This window comes from Streptomyces sp. NPDC088746, assembly GCF_044751065.1.
Classification (GTDB): Bacteria; Actinomycetota; Actinomycetes; order Streptomycetales; family Streptomycetaceae; genus Streptomyces.
On the sequence record NZ_JBIVLA010000015.1, the window covers coordinates 54,792 to 72,128 of the forward strand.

Consider the following 17,337-nt stretch of genomic DNA (forward strand, 5'->3'; position numbering starts at 1 on the left):
GTGCCCGGGCGAGAACCGCCAGGCCCGCAAGACCGCCTCTTCGGCCACGATCTGCCATCCGGTTCGTATCCGGAAGCATCATCCGGTTACGCTCATGACATGCATGCCTGGCCCGCTTCTGAGGTCCCCGCCCTGCCTGGCAAGGGCCGCGACCTTCGGATCCACGACACCGCGACCGGCGGACGGATCACCCTTGACCCCGGTCCCGTCGCCCGCATCTATGTCTGCGGCATCACGCCGTACGACGCGACCCATATGGGTCATGCGGCGACCTACAACGCGTTCGACCTCGTTCAGCGCGTGTGGCTCGACACCAAGCGGCAGGTTCACTACGTCCAGAACGTGACCGACGTGGATGATCCGCTGCTGGAGCGGGCCGTGCGCGACGGCGAGGACTGGACCGAGCTCGCGGAGCGCGAGACGGCTCTCTTCCGGGAGGACATGACCGCCCTGCGCATGCTCCCCCCGAAGCACTACATCGGGGCCGTCGAGGCGATACCCGGCATCGTCCCGCTCGTTGAACGCCTCCGCGACGCGGGCGCCGCCTACGAACTCGACGGCGACGTGTACTTCTCCGTCGAGAGCGACCCGCACTTCGGCGAGGTCTCCGGCCTCGACGCCGAGGCCATGCGACTGCTCTCCGCCGAGCGTGGCGGTGACCCGGAGCGCCCAGGCAAGAAGAACCCGCTCGACCCGATGCTCTGGATGGCCGCCCGTGACGGCGAGCCGAGCTGGGACGGCGGCTCCCTCGGCCGTGGCAGGCCCGGCTGGCACATCGAGTGCGTCGCCATCGCGCTCGACCACCTCGGGATGAGCTTCGACGTGCAGGGGGGCGGCTCCGACCTCGCCTTCCCGCACCACGAGATGGGCGCCTCGCACGCCCAGGTGCTGACGGGTGAGCACCCCTTCGCCCGCGCCTACGTACACGCGGGCATGGTCGCCCTGAACGGCGAGAAGATGTCCAAGTCCAAGGGCAACCTCGTCTTCGTGTCGGCGCTGCGCCGGGACGACGTGGACCCCGCGGCCATCAGGCTCGCCCTGCTTGCCCACCACTACAGGGCCGACTGGGAGTGGACCGACCAGGTGCTCGCCGACGCCGTCGAGCGTCTCGCCAGGTGGCGTGCCGCCGTCTCCCGTCCCGACGGACTCCCCGCCGACGCGCTGGTCGAGGAGGTGCGGGAGGCCCTGGCCGACGACCTGGACGCCCCGGCCGCCCTCGCCGCCGTGGACCGCTGGGCCGCGGAGCAGAGCTCCGGCGGAGGCACGGACGAGGGTGCGCCCGGGCTCGTCTCACGCACCGTCGACGCCCTGCTGGGCGTCGCGCTCTGACCCTGCCCACCGACCGCCGAACGGCCCCGGACTTCGCGAGAGATCGACGGAGTCCGGGGCCGTTCCCCGTGCGGGAGGCGGGTGGTCAGTCGTCCGAGGCGTCCTCGTCCGGCCCCGAGGGCGGCGGGTCCTCGGACGTGGTTCCGCCGTCGGCGTCCTTCGGCCGGCCCTTGTCCTTCTCCGGGCGCTGCGGCTTCGGCGGTCTCGTACGACCGCTGGAGGTGTCCCGCAGGTAGGGCACGTCGCCGCTCTCCGTGGCATGACCGCCCGGTGCCTGGCCCGGTCCGCCGATGTCCCTGCGCCGCAGATAGCGCTCGAACTCGCGGGCGATGGCCTCTCCCGACGCCTCGGGCAGCTCGGCGGTGTCCCGCGCCTCCTCCAGCGTCTGCACGTACTCCGCGACCTCGCTGTCCTCGGCGGCCAGCTGATCGACCCCCAGCTGCCACGCGCGGGCGTCCTCGGGCAGCTCGCCCAGCGGGATCCGCAGTCCGAGCAGATCCTCCAGGCGGTTCAGGAGCGCCAGTGTCGCCTTCGGGTTCGGCGGCTGCGACACATAGTGCGGCACCGCCGCCCACAGGCTCACCGCGGGCACCCCCGCATGCGTGCAGGCCTCCTGGAGGATGCCCACGATGCCGGTCGGCCCCTCGTACCGGGTCTCCTCCAGGTCCATGGTCCTCGCCAGGTCCGGATCCGAGGTGACCCCGCTGACGGGCACCGGCCTGGTGTGCGGGGTGTCGCCGAGCAGCGCCCCCAGGATGACGACCATCTCGACGCCCAGCTCATGGGCGAAGCCCAGGATCTCGTTGCAGTACGAGCGCCAGCGCATGGACGGCTCGATACCGCGGATCAGCACCAGATCACGGGGCTTCTCGCCGCCGACCCGCACCACGGAGAGCCGGGTGGTGGGCCAGGTGATCTTGCGTGTCCCACCGTCCAGCCACACCGTGGGCCGGTTGACCTGGAAGTCGTAGTAGTCCTCGGCGTCGAGCGCCGCGAAGACCTCGCCCTTCCACTCCCGGTCCAGATGCGCGACCGCTGTGGAGGCGGCGTCACCCGCGTCGTTCCAGCCCTCGAACGCGGCCACCATGACCGGGTCGATCAGCTCGGGTACCCCCTCGAGCTCGATCACCCAGGCCTCCTTCCGAAGTTCCCTTGTGTACGGACCAACCTTACGGCTTCCGCACTGTTCCGCCGCAGCCGTTTGCGTCCCGGAAGTGAAGCGTGCCACCTCTTGATTCATCCGAGCTGTAACGACAGAAACCGACCAAAATCGGTCCGGACTCTGGACTGCGAGGCCTGCGGGAGGCTATACATCGGATGACCACTGAGAGATCCGATGTTCTTCCCCTGGGGGCGCACATGAGTCTGACCGTCATGGATTTCGAGGTCGACGACATCCGCTTTCCCACCTCGGAACAGCTGGACGGCTCGGACGCCATGAACCAGGACCCCGACTACTCCGCCGCCTACGTCGTCCTGCGCACGGACGGCGAGGGCGCGGAGGGGCACGGTTTCTGCTTCACCATCGGCCGCGGCAACGACGTCATGGCCGCGGCTATCGAGGCGCTCCGTTCCTACGTGGTGGGACGCCCCGCCCCGCGTACGGCCGCGGACCTCGCCGCCCTGTACCGCACTCTCACGCACGACTCCCAGCTGCGCTGGCTCGGCCCCGAGAAGGGCGTGATGCACATGGCCGCCGGTGCCGTCGTCAACGCGGCCTGGGACCTCGCGGCCAAGCTGGCCGGGAAGCCCGTCTGGCGGTTCCTCGCTGAGATGACCCCGGAGGAGCTCGTCTCCCTCGTGGACTTCCGCTACCTCAGCGACGCCCTCACCCCGCAGGAGGCGCTCGCCGTCCTCCGCGCCGCGGAGCCGGGCCGCGCCGAACGCACCGAGCGGCTGCTGGCCGAGGGGTATCCGGCGTACACCACCTCGCCCGGCTGGCTGGGATACGACGACGACAAGCTCGTACGCCTGGCGAAGGAGGCCGTCGCGGACGGCTTCACCCAGATCAAGCTGAAGGTCGGCGCCGATCTGGACGACGACATCCGCAGACTGACGCTCGCCCGCCGGGCCGTCGGCCCCGGCATCCGGATCGCCGTCGACGCCAACCAGCGATGGGACGTGGCCGAGGCGCTGGAGTGGATGAACGCGCTCGCCCCGTACGACCCGTACTGGATCGAGGAGCCGACCAGCCCCGACGACGTGCTCGGCCACGCCGCCGTCCGCGCCGGGCAGCCCGTCAAGGTCGCCACCGGCGAACACATCGCCAACCGGGTCGTGTTCAAGCAGCTGCTCCAGGCCGGCGCGGTCGACTTCGTCCAGATCGACGCCGCACGCGTGGCCGGGGTCAACGAGAACCTCGCGGTCCTGCTGCTCGCCGCCAAGTTCGGCGTCCCGGTCTGCCCCCACGCCGGAGGCGTCGGACTGTGCGAACTCGTCCAGCACCTCTCGATGTTCGACTACGTCGCGGTCTCGGGCAGCCTGGAGGACCGGGTGATCGAGTACGTCGACCATCTCCACGAACACTTCGCCGAACCGGCCGTCGTCGAGAACGGCCGCTACGCCACCCCGCGCGGACCGGGCTTCTCGGCCCAAATGCTCCCCGCCTCCATCGCCGCGCACCGCTACCCGCAGGGCCTCGTGTGGCAGGCCCCCCGCACACCCGAGGAGACCGACCGATGACCGGTACGCAGGATTTCGACGGACTGTCCGCCCTGGTGACGGGCGGCGCGTCCGGGATCGGGGCCGCCGTGGCGACCCTGCTGCTCGCCCGTGGGGCGCGAGTCGCGGTCCTCGACCTCGATCCCAAGGGCGCTCCCGAGGGGGCACTCGCCCTGGAGGCCGACGTCACGGACGACGACGCCGTACGGAACGCCGTCGACCGGGCCGCCGCGGAGCTGGGCGGCCTGCACACCCTGGTGTCCAACGCGGGGATCGGCTCGATCGGCACCGTCGAGGACAACACGGACGCGGAATGGACCCGCGTGATGGACGTCAACGTGCTCGGCATGGTCCGCACGGCCCGCCACGCGCTGCCCCATCTGCGCCGCGCCGCCGCCGGGCGGCCCGGGGTCGTGTCGATCACCCAGACCTGCTCCATCGCCGCGACCGCCGGCCTGCCGCAGCGCGCGCTCTACAGCGCCAGCAAGGGGGCCGTGCTCTCCCTCACCCTCGCGATGGCCGCCGACCACGTCCGCGAGGGGATCAGGGTCAACTGCGTCAATCCGGGGACCGCGGACACCCCCTGGATCGGCCGGCTGCTCGGTCAGGCCGAGGACCCGGCGGCCGAGCGCGCCGCGCTCGACGCCCGCCAGCCACTGGGACGGCTGGTCTCCGCCGACGAGGTCGCCGCCGCCGTCGTCTACCTGGCGAGTCCGGCGGCGGCGTCCGTCACCGGCACCGCGCTCGCCGTCGACGGAGGGATGCAGGGCCTGCGGCTGCGTCCCGCCGCCCCCTCACAGGGCTGACCGCAGCCACTGCTCCACGCTCGCCACGTGCACCGTCGCCCAGGACCGGGCCGCCTCGGCGTCCCGGTCCCGCAGCGCCGCCAGAATCGCCCGGTGCTCGCGCAGGGTGCGGCCGACCGCGTCCTCCTGGGTCAGCCCGCGCCACACCCTGGCCCGGGTGGTCGGGCCGGACAGGCCGTCCAGCAGGGAGCACAGCACCGAATTGCCGGAGTGCTGGACGATGCTGCGGTGGAACTCCAGGTCGCCGGCGACCAGCGCCTCCACCGAGGGCTCCGGGCCCAGCGCGTCCAACTGGGCACCCAGCGCGTCCAGCTGTTCCCCGGTCATGCGCAGGGCCGCCATCGCCGTGGCCGCCGGCTCCAGGATCCGGCGGACCGCGAAGAACTCCAGCACCGTGTCGTCGCGGTGGAAGTCCACCACGAAGCTGAGTGCCTCCAGGAGCAGCTGCGGGTCCAGACTGGTGACGTAGGTGCCGTCTCCCTGACGGACGTCGAGGATCCGCATCAGCGACAGCGCGCGCACCGCCTCCCGCAGGGAGTTGCGCGACAGGCCCAGTCCGGCCGCGAGTTCGCTCTCCTTGGGGAGCCGGTCTCCCGGGGCCAGCGCACCTGAGACGATCATTCCCTTGATCTTCTCGATCGCTTCGTCGGTCACGGCCATGACGGCCTCCTCGCGCACAAGACATCCGATGTATGGATCTCATTATGCGGCCCTCGGACGGCGCCCCGTGCCCCTTTCCCGCGGTCCCGGGCCGCAGGCGCTGCACGCTCCGGGCCCCCGCGCCACAGGGGCGGCCTCCCCGACCGGGAGACCGCCCCTGCGCCTGCGTACCGGCGCCGTCAGCGCCCGTCGGCCAGCATGTCCTCGACCCTGGCCCGGATGCCGTCCGTCGCCAGACCCCGGATCGTCAGCGTCGTCCGGCGGCGCAGCACGTCGTCCGCCGTCTCGGCCCACTCGCGGTCGCGGGCGTACGCCACCTGGGCCCAGATCTCCGGGGCGTCGGGGTGGATGCGCTCGGCCAGCGCGGGGTCCTCGTTGGCCAGCCGTGCGATGTCGAAGGAGAGCGAGCCGTAGTGGGTCGCCAGGTGCCGGGCCGTGTCGGCGGGCATCCGCGGACCCGGCGTACCCCCGTCGACCAGCAGCCGGTGCGCGACCGCGTTCGGGTTGGCGATACCGGGCAGCGGCATCTTCTTCGGCAGCCGTGCCATCGGCTCCATGTCCTCGCCGAGGGGGTGGCCGGGCAGTTCGGCCAGCTTGTTCATCACCGTACGGCCGATGTGGCGGAACGTCGTCCACTTGCCGCCCGCGACCGACAGCATCCCGCCGCGGCCCTCCGTCACGACCGTCTCGCGCTTGGCCTTGGACGTGTCGCCCGGACCGCCTGGCAGCACCCGCAGCCCCGCGAAGGAGTACGTGATCAGATCGCGCGACAGCTGCTGGTCCCGGACGGAGAACGCCGCCTCGTCGAGGATCTGCGCCGTGTCCTTCTCGGTGACCGCGACATCGGCCGGGTCGCCCTCGTACTCCTCGTCGGTCGTGCCGAGCAGCAGCATGTCCTCCCACGGCAGGGCGAACGTGATCCGGTACTTGTCGATCGGCGTCGCCAGCGCGGCCTTCCACGGGCGGGTGCGCTTGAGGACGAGGTGGGCACCCTTGGACAGCCGTATGGAAGGCGCGGAGGCGGGATCCTCCAGCTTCCGCAGGTGGTCGACCCACGGGCCGGTGGCGTTCAGCACGAGCCGGGCGTCCACGCCGAACTCCGAGCCGTCCTGACGGTCCTCCAGCTCGGCCCCCGTGACGCGGCCCTTGGTGAACCGCAGGCCGGTCACCGCGGCGTGGTTGAGGACGACGGCGCCCGCGTCGACGGCCGCGCGGACCGTCATCAGCGCCATCCGGGCGTCGTTCATCTGGTCGTCGCCGTAGACCGCGACGGCCTTCAGGTTGTCCGTACGCAGCTCGGGCACGTCGCGCGCGGCCCGGGACGGGCTGATCACATGGCCGACGCCGTCACCGAACGCGGACAGCGCCGAGTAGGCGAAGACACCCGCGCCGAGCTTGGCGGCGCCGTGCGGCCCGCCCTTGTAGACGGGCAGGTAGAAGGTGAGCGGGTTGGCCAGGTGCGGGGCGACCTGACGGGACACCGCTCGCCGCTCGAAGTGGTTCTCGGCGACCAGCTTCACCGCGCCGGTCTGGAGGTAGCGCAGACCGCCGTGGAGCAGCTTGGAGGAGGCCGAGGAGGTGGCGCCGGCGAAGTCGCCGGCGTCCACCAGGGCCACCCGCAGTCCGGACTGCGCGGCGTGCCAGGCGGTGGAGATGCCCAGGATGCCGCCGCCGATCACCAGGAGGTCGTACGTCGCCTTGGAAAGCTGCTCCCGGGTCTCGGCACGGCTCGGGAGGGAGCCGGAGGCCGGATGCGTCCCGAGGGCGGGGACGCTCTGCAGGGTGGTCATGTCGATTGCTCCTCAGATCTCTTCGTCCTCGATCCAGCCCATGGTCCGTTCGACGGCCTTGAGCCAGCTCTTGTACTCGCGGTCACGGGTGGCCGCGTCCATGCGGGGTGTCCACTCGGCGGCACGGCGCCAGTTGGCGCGCAGTGCGTCGGTGTCCGGCCAGAAGCCGACGGCGAGGCCGGCGGCATAGGCGGCGCCGAGGCAGGTGGTCTCGGCGACCATGGGGCGCACCACGGGTGCGTCCAGGAAGTCGGAGAGCGTCTGCATCAGCAGGTTGTTGGAGGTCATGCCGCCGTCGACCTTGAGCGCGGTCAGCTCGACGCCGGAGTCCTTGGTCATGGCGTCGCTGATCTCGCGGGTCTGCCAGGCGGTGGCCTCGAGCACGGCGCGGGCGATGTGCGCCTTCGTCACGTAACGGGTGAGGCCCGCGATGACACCGCGGGCGTCGGGCCGCCAGTACGGGGCGAACAGACCGGAGAACGCGGGCACGAAGTACGCGCCGCCGTTGTCCTCGACGGAGGAGGCCAGCGTCTCGATCTCGGCCGCGGACTTGATCAGGCCCATCTGGTCGCGCATCCACTGCACCAGCGAACCGGTGACGGCGATGGACCCTTCGAGGGCGTAGACCGGCTTCTGGTCGCCGATCCGGTACCCGACGGTCGTCAGCAGCCCGTTGTACGAGTTCACCGGGGTGTGGCCGGTGTTCATCAGCATGAAGGTGCCGGTGCCGTACGTGGACTTGGCCTCGCCCTGGGCGAAACACGTCTGGCCGAACAGCGCGGCCTGCTGGTCGCCGAGCGCGGAGGCCACCGGGACGCCGTCGAGGACGCCGCCCTTGGCGTTGCCGTACACCTCGGCGGACGACCGGATCTCCGGCAGTACGGAGGCGGGGATGTCCAGCGACGTGACGATCTTGTCGTCCCACTGCATCGTGTGGAGGTTCATCAGGAGGGTGCGCGAGGCGTTGGTGACGTCGGTGACGTGGACGCCGCCGTCCGTGCCTCCGGTCAGGTTCCAGATGACCCAGGAGTCCATCGTCCCGAAGAGGATGTCGCCCCGCTCGGCGCGCTCGCGCAGCCCCTCGACGTTGTCGAGCAGCCAGCGCACCTTCGGGCCGGCGAAGTACGACGCGAGCGGCAGGCCGGTCTCGCGGCGGAAGCGGTCCTGGCCGACGTTGCGGCCGAGTTCCTTGCAGAGCGCGTCGGTACGGGTGTCCTGCCAGACGAGGGCGTTGTGGACGGGCTCACCGGTGTGCTTGTCCCAGAGCAGGGTGGTCTCGCGCTGGTTGGTGATGCCGATCGCCTTGACGTCGGCGGAGGTGATGCCGGCCTTGACGATCGCCCCGGCGACGACCTCCTGGACGTTCTCCCAGATCTCTTTCGCGTCGTGTTCGACCCAGCCCGGCTTGGGGAAGATCTGCTCGTGCTCCTTCTGGTCGACGGAGACGATCCGGCCGTCCTTGTCGAAGACGATGCAGCGGCTGGACGTGGTGCCCTGGTCGATGGCCGCGATGAACGGGCCGGTGGTGTGTGCGTCGGTCACGGTTGGCTCCCGGAAGTCTGTGCGGTGCGGAGAAGAGGGCTCAGGCGAAGGCGAGGTTGTAGAGCCCGCCGGCGAGTGCGCCCCCGATGAGCGGTCCTACCACCGGTACCCAGGCGTAGCCCCAGTCCGACCCGCCCTTGTTGGGCAGAGGCAGCAGCGCGTGCACGATGCGCGGACCGAGGTCACGCACCGGGTTGATCGCGTAGCCGGTCGGGCCGCCGAGCGACAGACCGATGCCGACGACCACCAGTGCGGTGATCAGGGCACCCAGTGCGCCGAGGCCGTTGCCCTCGTCGTTGAGGCCCTGGGTGAGGATCGCCAGGATCAGCACGAAGGTGGCGATGATCTCCGTGACCACGTTCTGCACCGCGTGCCGGATCTCCGGACCCGTGGTGAAGATGCCGAGCACGGGGCCCGCCTTCGGGGCGGACGTCTGGTCGACCATGCCCTTCTCGGCCGGCTGGTCCTTCACGATCTCGGGATCCGTGAGGTGCGCGTGGAACTGGCCGTAGTACACGGCCCAGACGAGCACGGCGCCGATGATCGCGCCGAGCAGCTCGGAGGCGAGGTACAGGGGCACGTCGCTCCACGCGGTGCCGCCCTGGATCGCGAGGCCGATCGTGACCGCCGGGTTGAGGTGGGCCCCTGACACGCCGGAGGCTATGTAGGCGCCGGTCAGTACGGCGAAGCCCCACCCGAAGGTGATGGCCAGCCAGCCGGCGTTGTGCGCCTTGGAGCGCTTGAGCGTGACGGCGGCACAGACACCGCCGCCGAGCAGTATGAGAACGGCGGTCCCGATGGTCTCGCCGATGAAGATGTCGGAGCTGGACACCCGTGACTCCTTTGTCCTTCGTCCAGGGGAAGGCGAAACACCGGGTCCCTCCGGTGGATCGCACCCCCAGGTGGGTACTCGTTCGGAACGGGCACTTCACCTGTAGGGCTTGACCGGCCCTCGGCACTGTCACACTCTAACGCGTATTGCCGTTAAGCGTTCGGCAATGCCGACCGGTGAACGGCAATGTTTCTCCCCGACGGGGGGTGCGTCAAGAGGTGTGTGACGCGCGACTCGATCGTTACCGACGCCGCGGGGTGTGCTCAGAAGCGCCCGGCGCCCAGATCCCGGGACACGGCACGGGCGCAGTCCCGTACGGCGGCGACGAGCTCGGGCCGCAGTTCGCCGCCGGCGCAGACGCGCTCCACCGCGCCGGTCACGGCCACGGCGCCGACCGGCATCCTGCGGCGGTCGTGGATGGGGGCCGCCGCGGCCGCCACGCCCTCCCAGGTCTCCTCGACGTCGGCCGCCCAGCCCTGCGCCCGGATCAGGTCGAGCAGCGACTCGAACTCCTCGTCGCCCGTGACGGTGCGCGGCGTGAAGGACCGCCGCTCCACCTCCGTGGCCTCGCTGTGCGCGACCGGGTCGTAGGCGGCAAGGACCTTGCCCAGCGCGGTGGAGTGCAGCGGCTGCATGGCGCCGACCTCGAGCACCTGGCGGCTGTCGTCGGGCCGGAAGACGTGGTGGACGATCAGCACCCCGTGCTGGTGCAGCACGCCCAGGTGGACGCTCTCGCCGCTGGAGCGGGCCAGGTCGTCGGTCCACACCAGCGCGCGGGCCCGCAGCTCGTGCACGTCCAGATAGCTGTTGCCCAGGCGCAGCAGCTCGGCGCCCAGCTGGTAGCGCCCGGACGCGGCGTCCTGCTCGACGAAGCCCTCGTGCTGGAGGGTGCGCAGGATGCCGTGCGCCGTGCCTTTGGCCAGACCCAGGGACGACGAGATGTCGGACAGGCCGAGCCGACGCTCGCCGCCTGCCAGCAGACGCAGCATCGCGGCTGCCCGCTCGAGCGACTGGATGTTCTTCGCCATCGCGCCGTACTCCTCCACCTCGGTTCGACAATGCTGAACACTATCGGTCGATGCCGACCTCTGTCCGGTGGCGCGAAGATTACGCGTCACCCCGTGAGCGGGCCCGTTCACGGGACAGCATGCAGTCCGCCCCGTGGGACGCGATGCCCGCCCCGGGCGCCTCCCCGCTACGCTGGCCGCGTGCCCCTTCCGCAGAAGGACGCAAAGCCGACAGCCGTCGCATCCCAGGGAGAACATCCATGGCCTCGTTGCCGACCCCCTCAGCTGACAGCCGGACCCGAGCCGCAGCGCTCCGTGAGGCGCTCGCCACCCGGGTCGTGGTGGCCGACGGTGCCATGGGCACCATGCTCCAGGCCCAGGACCCCACCCTCGAGGACTTCGAGGACCTCGAAGGCTGCAACGAGATCCTGAACGTCACGCGGCCCGACATCGTCCGCTCGGTGCACGAGGAGTACTTCTCGGTCGGCGTGGACTGCGTCGAGACGAACACCTTCGGGGCCAACGCCTCCGCCCTGGGTGAGTACGACATCCCCGGCAGGATCCAGGAGCTCTCCGAGGCCGGCGCGCGCATCGCCCGCGAGGTCGCCGACGAGTTCACCGAGTCCACCGGACAGCAGCGCTGGGTGCTCGGCTCCATCGGCCCCGGCACCAAGCTGCCGACCCTGGGCCACGCGCCCTACACGGTCCTGCGCGACGGCTTCCAGCAGAACGCCGAGGGACTGATCGCCGGCGGCGCCGACGCGCTCATCATCGAGACCACGCAGGACCTCCTGCAGACCAAGGCCGCCGTGCTGGGCGCCCGGCGCGCCCTGGAGGCGATGGGCAGCGACCTCCTCGTGCTCTGCTCACTGGCCTTCGAGACCACCGGCACCATGCTGCTCGGCTCCGAGATCGGTGCCGCGCTGACCGCGCTCGAACCGCTCGGTGTCGACATGATCGGCCTGAACTGCTCGACCGGCCCCGCGGAGATGAGCGAGCACCTGCGCTACCTCACCCGCCACTCCCGCATCCCGCTGCTCTGCATGCCGAACGCAGGGCTGCCGGTGCTCACCAAGGACGGGGCGCACTTCCCGCTCGACGCCGAGGGCCTGGCCGACGCCCAGGAGACCTTCGTCCGGGAGTACGGCCTCTCGCTCGTCGGCGGCTGCTGCGGTACGACCCCGGAGCACCTGCGCCAGCTCGTGGACCGCGTCCGCGGCTCCGAGCTCACCACCCGTGCCCCGCGCCCCGAGCCCGGCGCCGCCTCGCTGTACCAGACCGTCCCGTTCCGCCAGGACACCTCGTACCTCGCGATCGGCGAGCGTACGAATGCCAACGGATCCAAGAAGTTCCGTGAGGCCATGCTCGACGCGCGCTGGGACGACTGCGTCGAGATGGCCCGCGACCAGATCCGCGAAGGCGCCCACATGCTCGACCTCTGCGTCGACTACGTGGGGCGCGACGGGGTCGCCGACATGGAGGAGCTGGCCGGCCGGTTCGCCACCGCCTCCACCCTGCCGATCGTGCTCGACTCCACCGAGGTGCCCGTCCTGCGCGCCGGACTGGAGAAGCTGGGCGGCCGGGCCGTACTGAACTCCGTCAACTACGAGGACGGCGACGGCCCCGAGTCCCGCTTCGCCAAGGTCAGCGCGCTGGCCGCCGAGCACGGCGCCGCGCTGATCGCGCTGACCATCGACGAGGAGGGCCAGGCCCGCACCGTCGAGCACAAGGTCGCCATCGCCGAGCGGCTCATCGAGGACCTCACCACCAACTGGGGCATCCACGAGTCGGACATCCTCATCGACTGCCTGACCTTCACCATCTGCACGGGCCAGGAGGAGTCCCGCAAGGACGGGATCGCCACGATCGGTGCCATCCGCGAGCTGAAGCGCCGCCACCCCGACGTGCAGACCACGCTGGGCCTGTCCAACATCTCCTTCGGTCTGAACCCGGCCGCACGCGTCGTCCTGAACTCCGTCTTCCTGGACGAGTGCGTGAAGGCGGGTCTGGACTCCGCGATCGTGCACGCCTCCAAGATCCTGCCGATCGCCCGGCTGGAGGAGGAGCAGGTCAAGGTCGCCCTCGACCTGATCCACGACCGCCGGGAGGAGGGCTACGACCCGCTGCAGCGGCTCATGGAGCTCTTCGAAGGCGTCAACATGAAGTCGATGAAGCAGGGCAAGGCCGAGGAACTCCTCGCCCTGCCGCTGGACGAGCGGCTCCAGCGCCGCATCATCGACGGCGAGAAGAACGGCCTGGAGGCCGACCTCGACGAGGCGCTGCAGACCCGGCCCGCCCTCGAGATCGTCAACGACACCCTGCTCGCGGGCATGAAGGTCGTGGGTGAGCTCTTCGGCTCCGGCCAGATGCAGCTGCCCTTCGTGCTGCAGTCCGCCGAGGTCATGAAGGGCGCGGTCGCCTACCTCGAACCGCACATGGAGAAGACCGACGACGACGGCAAGGGCACCATCGTGCTGGCCACCGTCCGGGGCGACGTCCACGACATCGGCAAGAACCTCGTCGACATCATCCTGTCCAACAACGGCTTCAACGTGGTCAACCTGGGCATCAAGCAGCCCGTCTCCGCGATCCTGGACGCCGCCGAGGAGCACCGCGCCGACGTCATCGGCATGTCGGGCCTCCTGGTGAAGTCCACCGTGATCATGAAGGAGAACCTGGAGGAGCTGAACCAGCGCAAGATGGCGGCCGACTACCCGGTCATCCTCGGTGGTGCCGCCCTGACCAGGGCCTACGTCGAACAGGACCTGCACGAGATCTACGAGGGCGAGGTCCGCTACGCCCGCGACGCCTTCGAGGGCCTGCGCCTCATGGACGCCCTCATCGCGGTCAAGCGCGGTGTGCCCGGCGCCAGCCTCCCCGAGCTGAAGCAGCGCAGGGTGCCCAAGCGGGACACCCCCGTGGCCGAGGTCGTGGAGACCGAGGAAGGTGTGCGGTCGGACGTGTCCGTCACCAACCCGGTCCCCGAGCCTCCGTTCTGGGGCACCCGGGTCGTCAAGGGCATCCAGCTCAAGGAGTACGCCTCCTGGCTGGACGAGGGCGCGCTCTTCAAGGGCCAGTGGGGCCTCAAGCAGGCCCGCGCCGGTGACGGGCCGACGTACGAGGAGCTCGTGGAGCGCGAGGGCCGGCCGCACCTGCGCGGCTGGCTCGACAAGCTGCACACCGAGAACCTGCTGGAAGCCGCCGTGGTCTACGGCTACTTCCCCTGCGTCTCGAAGGGCGACGACCTGATCCTGCTGCACGAGGACGGCTCGGAGCGCACCCGCTTCACCTTCCCGCGCCAGCGCCGCGGCCGCCGCCTCTGCCTGGCCGACTTCTTCCGCCCCGAGGAGTCGGGGGAGACGGACGTGATCGGCCTCCAGGTCGTCACGGTCGGCTCGAAGATCGGCGGGGCCACCGCCGAGCTCTTCGAGTCGAACTCCTACCGCGACTACCTGGAGCTCCACGGGCTGTCCGTGCAGCTCGCCGAGGCGCTCGCCGAGTACTGGCACGCACGGGTCCGCAGCGAGCTGGGCTTCGCCGGCGAGGACCCCTCCGACGTCGAGGACATGTTCGCGCTGAAGTACCGCGGCGCGCGCTTCTCGCTGGGCTACGGGGCCTGCCCCGACCTGGAGGACCGGGCGAAGATCGCCGAGCTCCTGGAGCCCGAGCGGATCGGTGTGAAGCTCTCCGAGGAGTTCCAGCTCCACCCCGAGCAGTCCACGGACGCGATCGTCATCCACCACCCGGAGGCGAAGTACTTCAACGCACGGTAGAGCACTGTTCAACGCACGGTAGAGCACCGTTCGACGCGCGGTAGGACACACTCCGCGCGCAGGACGTGTACGAGTCGTAGACTGGTCGGTCCAGTGCAGGCCGGTCGCCGTTCCCACCGGGAAGGCGGCCGGCCTTCTCGTCCCTCTTGGAGGTGTGCCGGATGACCAGTACGGTCCCCGCGTCCCTGACCCGTACGGCCGAAGGGTCGACGCTGCAAGCCGTCCTGCTCGACATGGACGGCACACTGGTCGACACCGAAGGGTTCTGGTGGGACGTGGAGGTCGAGGTCTTCGCCGACCTCGGTCACCGGCTCGAGCCGGCCTGGCGGGAGGTGGTCGTCGGCGGGCCCATGACCCGCAGCGCCGGCTACCTCATCGAGGTCACCGGGGCCGACATCGCCATCGAGGAACTCACCGTGCTGCTCAACGACCGCTTCGAGAAGCGGATCGGACGCGGTGCGCCGCTGATGCCGGGCGCCGCGCGGCTCCTGGCCGAGCTCGCCGCGCACGAGGTGCCCACCGCACTGGTCTCCGCCTCGCACCGGCGCATCATCGACCGGGTCCTGGACTCGGTGGGCCGCCACCACTTCGCGCTCACGGTCGCGGGGGACGAGGTGTCCCGTACGAAGCCCCACCCCGACCCCTACCTCGCCGCGGCGGCGGGTTTCGGGGCGGATCCCTGGCGCTGCGCGGTCATCGAGGACACCGCCACCGGGGTCGCCGCGGCCGAGGCGGCGGGCTGCCGGGTCGTCGCGGTGCCGTCCGTGGCGCCGATCGCACCCGCCCCCGGGCGGGTGGTCGTGCCCTCCCTGGAACAGGTGGATCTCGCCTTCCTGCGGGAGCTGATCGTCGGCGGGTGAGGCCCGGTCCACCGAGAGTGTTTGGTGGACAGGCGACAAGAATTCAGCTGTGAAATCTGTTCGTTCCCCGCTTTCGCGCACCGTCTGAATCAGGTCCATGTCAATACGCCCGACGGCGCGGGGGCGTGATGTTCGTCACTCGGCGTAATGTTCGTGGGGGCTGCGGATCGGCCAGGCTGTCCGATTCGGGGCCCCCATACGTCCGTATTGATGAAGCCGTGTACGAAACATTCCCGAGCGTGACATGGACAACCCGTCATCGGCGATCACCGAGTGAATACGCGGCCGATCCGCACCGGTCAAGCCCCCCTGTGGCGCCTACTAACCTCGGTTTTCTCACATGCCGGAATGAGGGAGAACGTCCAGATGAACCGCAAGACGCTGGTGCTGCCGGCCGTAGTGGGCCTGCTCGCACCCGTGCTCGCCGCCTGCGGCGGGTCGGACGACGGGGGCGATGCCATCGTTGTCGGGACAACGGACCAGTTCATCGCCTCGAAGGACAACCCGGCCCCCCTCGACCCCGCCATCGGCTACGAGGCGGGCGTGTGGAACGTCCTGCGCCAGACCGTCCAGACCCTGACCCACATACCCCGCGGCGGCGGCGAGCCGGTGCCCGAGGCGGCGAAGAGCTGCACCTTCACGGACACCGAGAACGAGAGCTACCGCTGCACGCTGCGTGACGGACTCACCTTCGCGGACGGCACCCCGGTCACCCCGGAGGACGTGAAGTACTCCATCCAGCGCGTCCTCGACATCAAGGACGAGAGCGGCCCGGTCGGCCTGCTCGCCAACATCGACACGGTCGAGACCAAGGGCGAGAACGAGGTCATCTTCCACCTGAAGACCCCGGACGCCACCTTCCCCTACAAGCTCGCCACGCCGCCCGCCGGCATCGTCCAGAAGGACAAGTACCCGGCGAAGACTCCCCGTGAGGGCCTCCAGGTCGACGGATCCGGCCCCTACACGATGAAGCCCGAGGTCAAGGGCGGCCAGGTCGTCAAGGTGGTCTTCACCAAGAACCCCAAGTACAAGGGGGATCTGAAGATCAGGAACGAGAAGGTCGAACTGGACCTGTTCCCCGACGCGGCGGCGATGGGGAAGGCGCTCGACGACAAGAAGATCGACATGATGACGCGCACCATGTCGCCGGAGCAGTCCCAGAAGATGCTGGAGGACCCGGAAGAGGGCGTGAAGCTCACGGAGATGCCGGGACTCGCCATCAGCTACCTCGGGTTCAACACCGAGGACCCCGTGGTGAAGAACAAGGCCGTACGCCAGGCCATGGCCCAGGTCATCGACCGCGGGTCCATCGCCAGCAAGGTGTACGGCAGCACCGCCGAGCCGCTCTACTCGCTGATCCCGTCCGGCATCACCAGCCACACCAACTCGTTCTACACCAAGTACGGTGAGCCCGACGTGGACACGGCCGCCACGATTCTGGACAAGGCCGGCATCAGCACGCCGGTGAAGTTCACCCTGCACTACACGACGGACCACTACGGGCCCGCCACCAAGGCGGAGTTCGAGGCGCTGGCGAAGCAGCTCAACGACACGAAGCTCTTCGAGGTCGACGTCGAGGGAACCCCCTGGGACAAGTTCCGCCCCGCCCAGAAGAAGGGCGAGTACGCCGTCTACGGGATGGGCTGGTTCCCCGACTTCCCCGACCCGGACACCTACATCGCGCCGTTCCTCGACGAGAACAACTTCCTCAACTCCCCGTACACCTCGGACGCGGCGCAGGGCACGCTCATCCCGCAGTCCCGCCGCGAGGCCGACCGCAGTGCCGCGACGCCGACCTTCGAGAAGCTCCAGGACATCGTTGCCAACGACGTCCCCGTGCTCCCGGTCTGGCAGGGCAAGCAGTACGTCGCCTCGCTCGACGAGCTGACCGGCGTGGAGTGGGCCGTCAACTCCTCGGCCGACCTCCAGCTCTGGGAGCTGGCCCGCGGCGAGTCCTGACGCGGCGTCCCCTCACACGGACGGGCGCGGTCCGGAGGCCCCGGCGCCCGCCCGCGCCCCTCCGGGGGTCCGCGTCCGGCGAACAGGGCGCCCGGGCGCCCCAGACCGCTCTCGGAGG

12 protein-coding genes are annotated in these 17,337 nt (G+C 70.2%); 6 read left to right on the top strand and 6 right to left on the bottom strand.

Annotated elements, in window-relative coordinates; translation table 11 throughout:
- Window positions 1-99: 99 nt before the first annotated feature.
- The gene (gene mshC / locus ACIP63_RS37095) at window positions 100-1,329 is read left to right on the top strand and encodes a cysteine--1-D-myo-inosityl 2-amino-2-deoxy-alpha-D-glucopyranoside ligase (RefSeq protein ID WP_401525147.1); all 1,230 of its coding nucleotides are present in this window, start codon (window positions 100-102) and stop codon (window positions 1,327-1,329) included.
- Between the two features lie 85 nt (window positions 1,330-1,414).
- Here the strand turns inward: mshC and ACIP63_RS37100 are convergent, their stop codons facing one another.
- Window positions 1,415-2,458: a PAC2 family protein gene (locus ACIP63_RS37100; protein ID WP_401525150.1), complete on the bottom strand. Its 1,044-nt coding sequence runs from the start codon at window positions 2,456-2,458 to the stop codon at window positions 1,415-1,417.
- Window positions 2,459-2,688: 230 nt separating this feature from the next.
- Here ACIP63_RS37100 and ACIP63_RS37105 point away from each other — a divergent pair, with 230 nt between their 5' ends.
- Window positions 2,689-4,011: an L-fuconate dehydratase gene (locus ACIP63_RS37105; protein WP_401525153.1), complete on the top strand. Its 1,323-nt coding sequence runs from the start codon at window positions 2,689-2,691 to the stop codon at window positions 4,009-4,011.
- Window positions 4,008-4,796 (top strand): SDR family NAD(P)-dependent oxidoreductase, encoded by a 789-nt coding sequence (locus ACIP63_RS37110; protein ID WP_401525156.1) that lies wholly within the window; start codon window positions 4,008-4,010, stop codon window positions 4,794-4,796. The genes ACIP63_RS37105 and ACIP63_RS37110 overlap by 4 nt, the downstream gene beginning before the upstream one ends.
- On the opposite strand, the gene ACIP63_RS37115 is transcribed toward ACIP63_RS37110, so the two are convergent.
- The 5 genes from ACIP63_RS37115 to ACIP63_RS37135 form a co-directional block, all read right to left on the bottom strand.
- Window positions 4,785-5,456, bottom strand: coding sequence for a FadR/GntR family transcriptional regulator (locus ACIP63_RS37115; protein WP_401525159.1), 672 nt, complete (start codon window positions 5,454-5,456; stop codon window positions 4,785-4,787). The genes ACIP63_RS37110 and ACIP63_RS37115 overlap by 12 nt on opposite strands.
- Before the next feature lie 179 nt (window positions 5,457-5,635).
- Complete coding sequence (locus ACIP63_RS37120) at window positions 5,636-7,246, bottom strand: FAD-dependent oxidoreductase (protein ID WP_401525162.1); 1,611 nt, start codon at window positions 7,244-7,246, stop codon at window positions 5,636-5,638.
- Window positions 7,247-7,258: 12 nt separating this feature from the next.
- Window positions 7,259-8,788: a glycerol kinase GlpK gene (glpK, locus tag ACIP63_RS37125; RefSeq protein WP_401525164.1), complete on the bottom strand. Its 1,530-nt coding sequence runs from the start codon at window positions 8,786-8,788 to the stop codon at window positions 7,259-7,261.
- 40 nt (window positions 8,789-8,828) lie between these two features.
- Window positions 8,829-9,620 (bottom strand): MIP/aquaporin family protein, encoded by a 792-nt coding sequence (locus tag ACIP63_RS37130; protein WP_401525167.1) that lies wholly within the window; start codon window positions 9,618-9,620, stop codon window positions 8,829-8,831.
- 263 nt (window positions 9,621-9,883) lie between these two features.
- Window positions 9,884-10,648, bottom strand: coding sequence for an IclR family transcriptional regulator (locus tag ACIP63_RS37135; RefSeq protein ID WP_362943046.1), 765 nt, complete (start codon window positions 10,646-10,648; stop codon window positions 9,884-9,886).
- A 239-nt stretch (window positions 10,649-10,887) separates the two neighbouring features.
- On the opposite strand from ACIP63_RS37135, the gene metH reads away from it, so the two are divergent.
- The 3 genes from metH to ACIP63_RS37150 all read left to right on the top strand — a co-directional run bounded on the left by metH (window position 10,888) and on the right by ACIP63_RS37150 (window position 17,219).
- Window positions 10,888-14,400, top strand: coding sequence for a methionine synthase (gene metH / locus ACIP63_RS37140; protein WP_401525170.1), 3,513 nt, complete (start codon window positions 10,888-10,890; stop codon window positions 14,398-14,400).
- 161 nt (window positions 14,401-14,561) lie between these two features.
- Entirely contained in the window at window positions 14,562-15,260 is a 699-nt protein-coding gene (locus tag ACIP63_RS37145) for an HAD family hydrolase (RefSeq protein WP_401525173.1), read from the top strand.
- 366 nt (window positions 15,261-15,626) lie between these two features.
- Window positions 15,627-17,219 carry an ABC transporter substrate-binding protein gene (locus tag ACIP63_RS37150; RefSeq protein WP_401525176.1) on the top strand — a complete coding sequence of 531 codons (1,593 nt, stop codon included), beginning with the start codon at window positions 15,627-15,629 and terminating at the stop codon, window positions 17,217-17,219.
- Window positions 17,220-17,337: the final 118 nt, after the last annotated feature.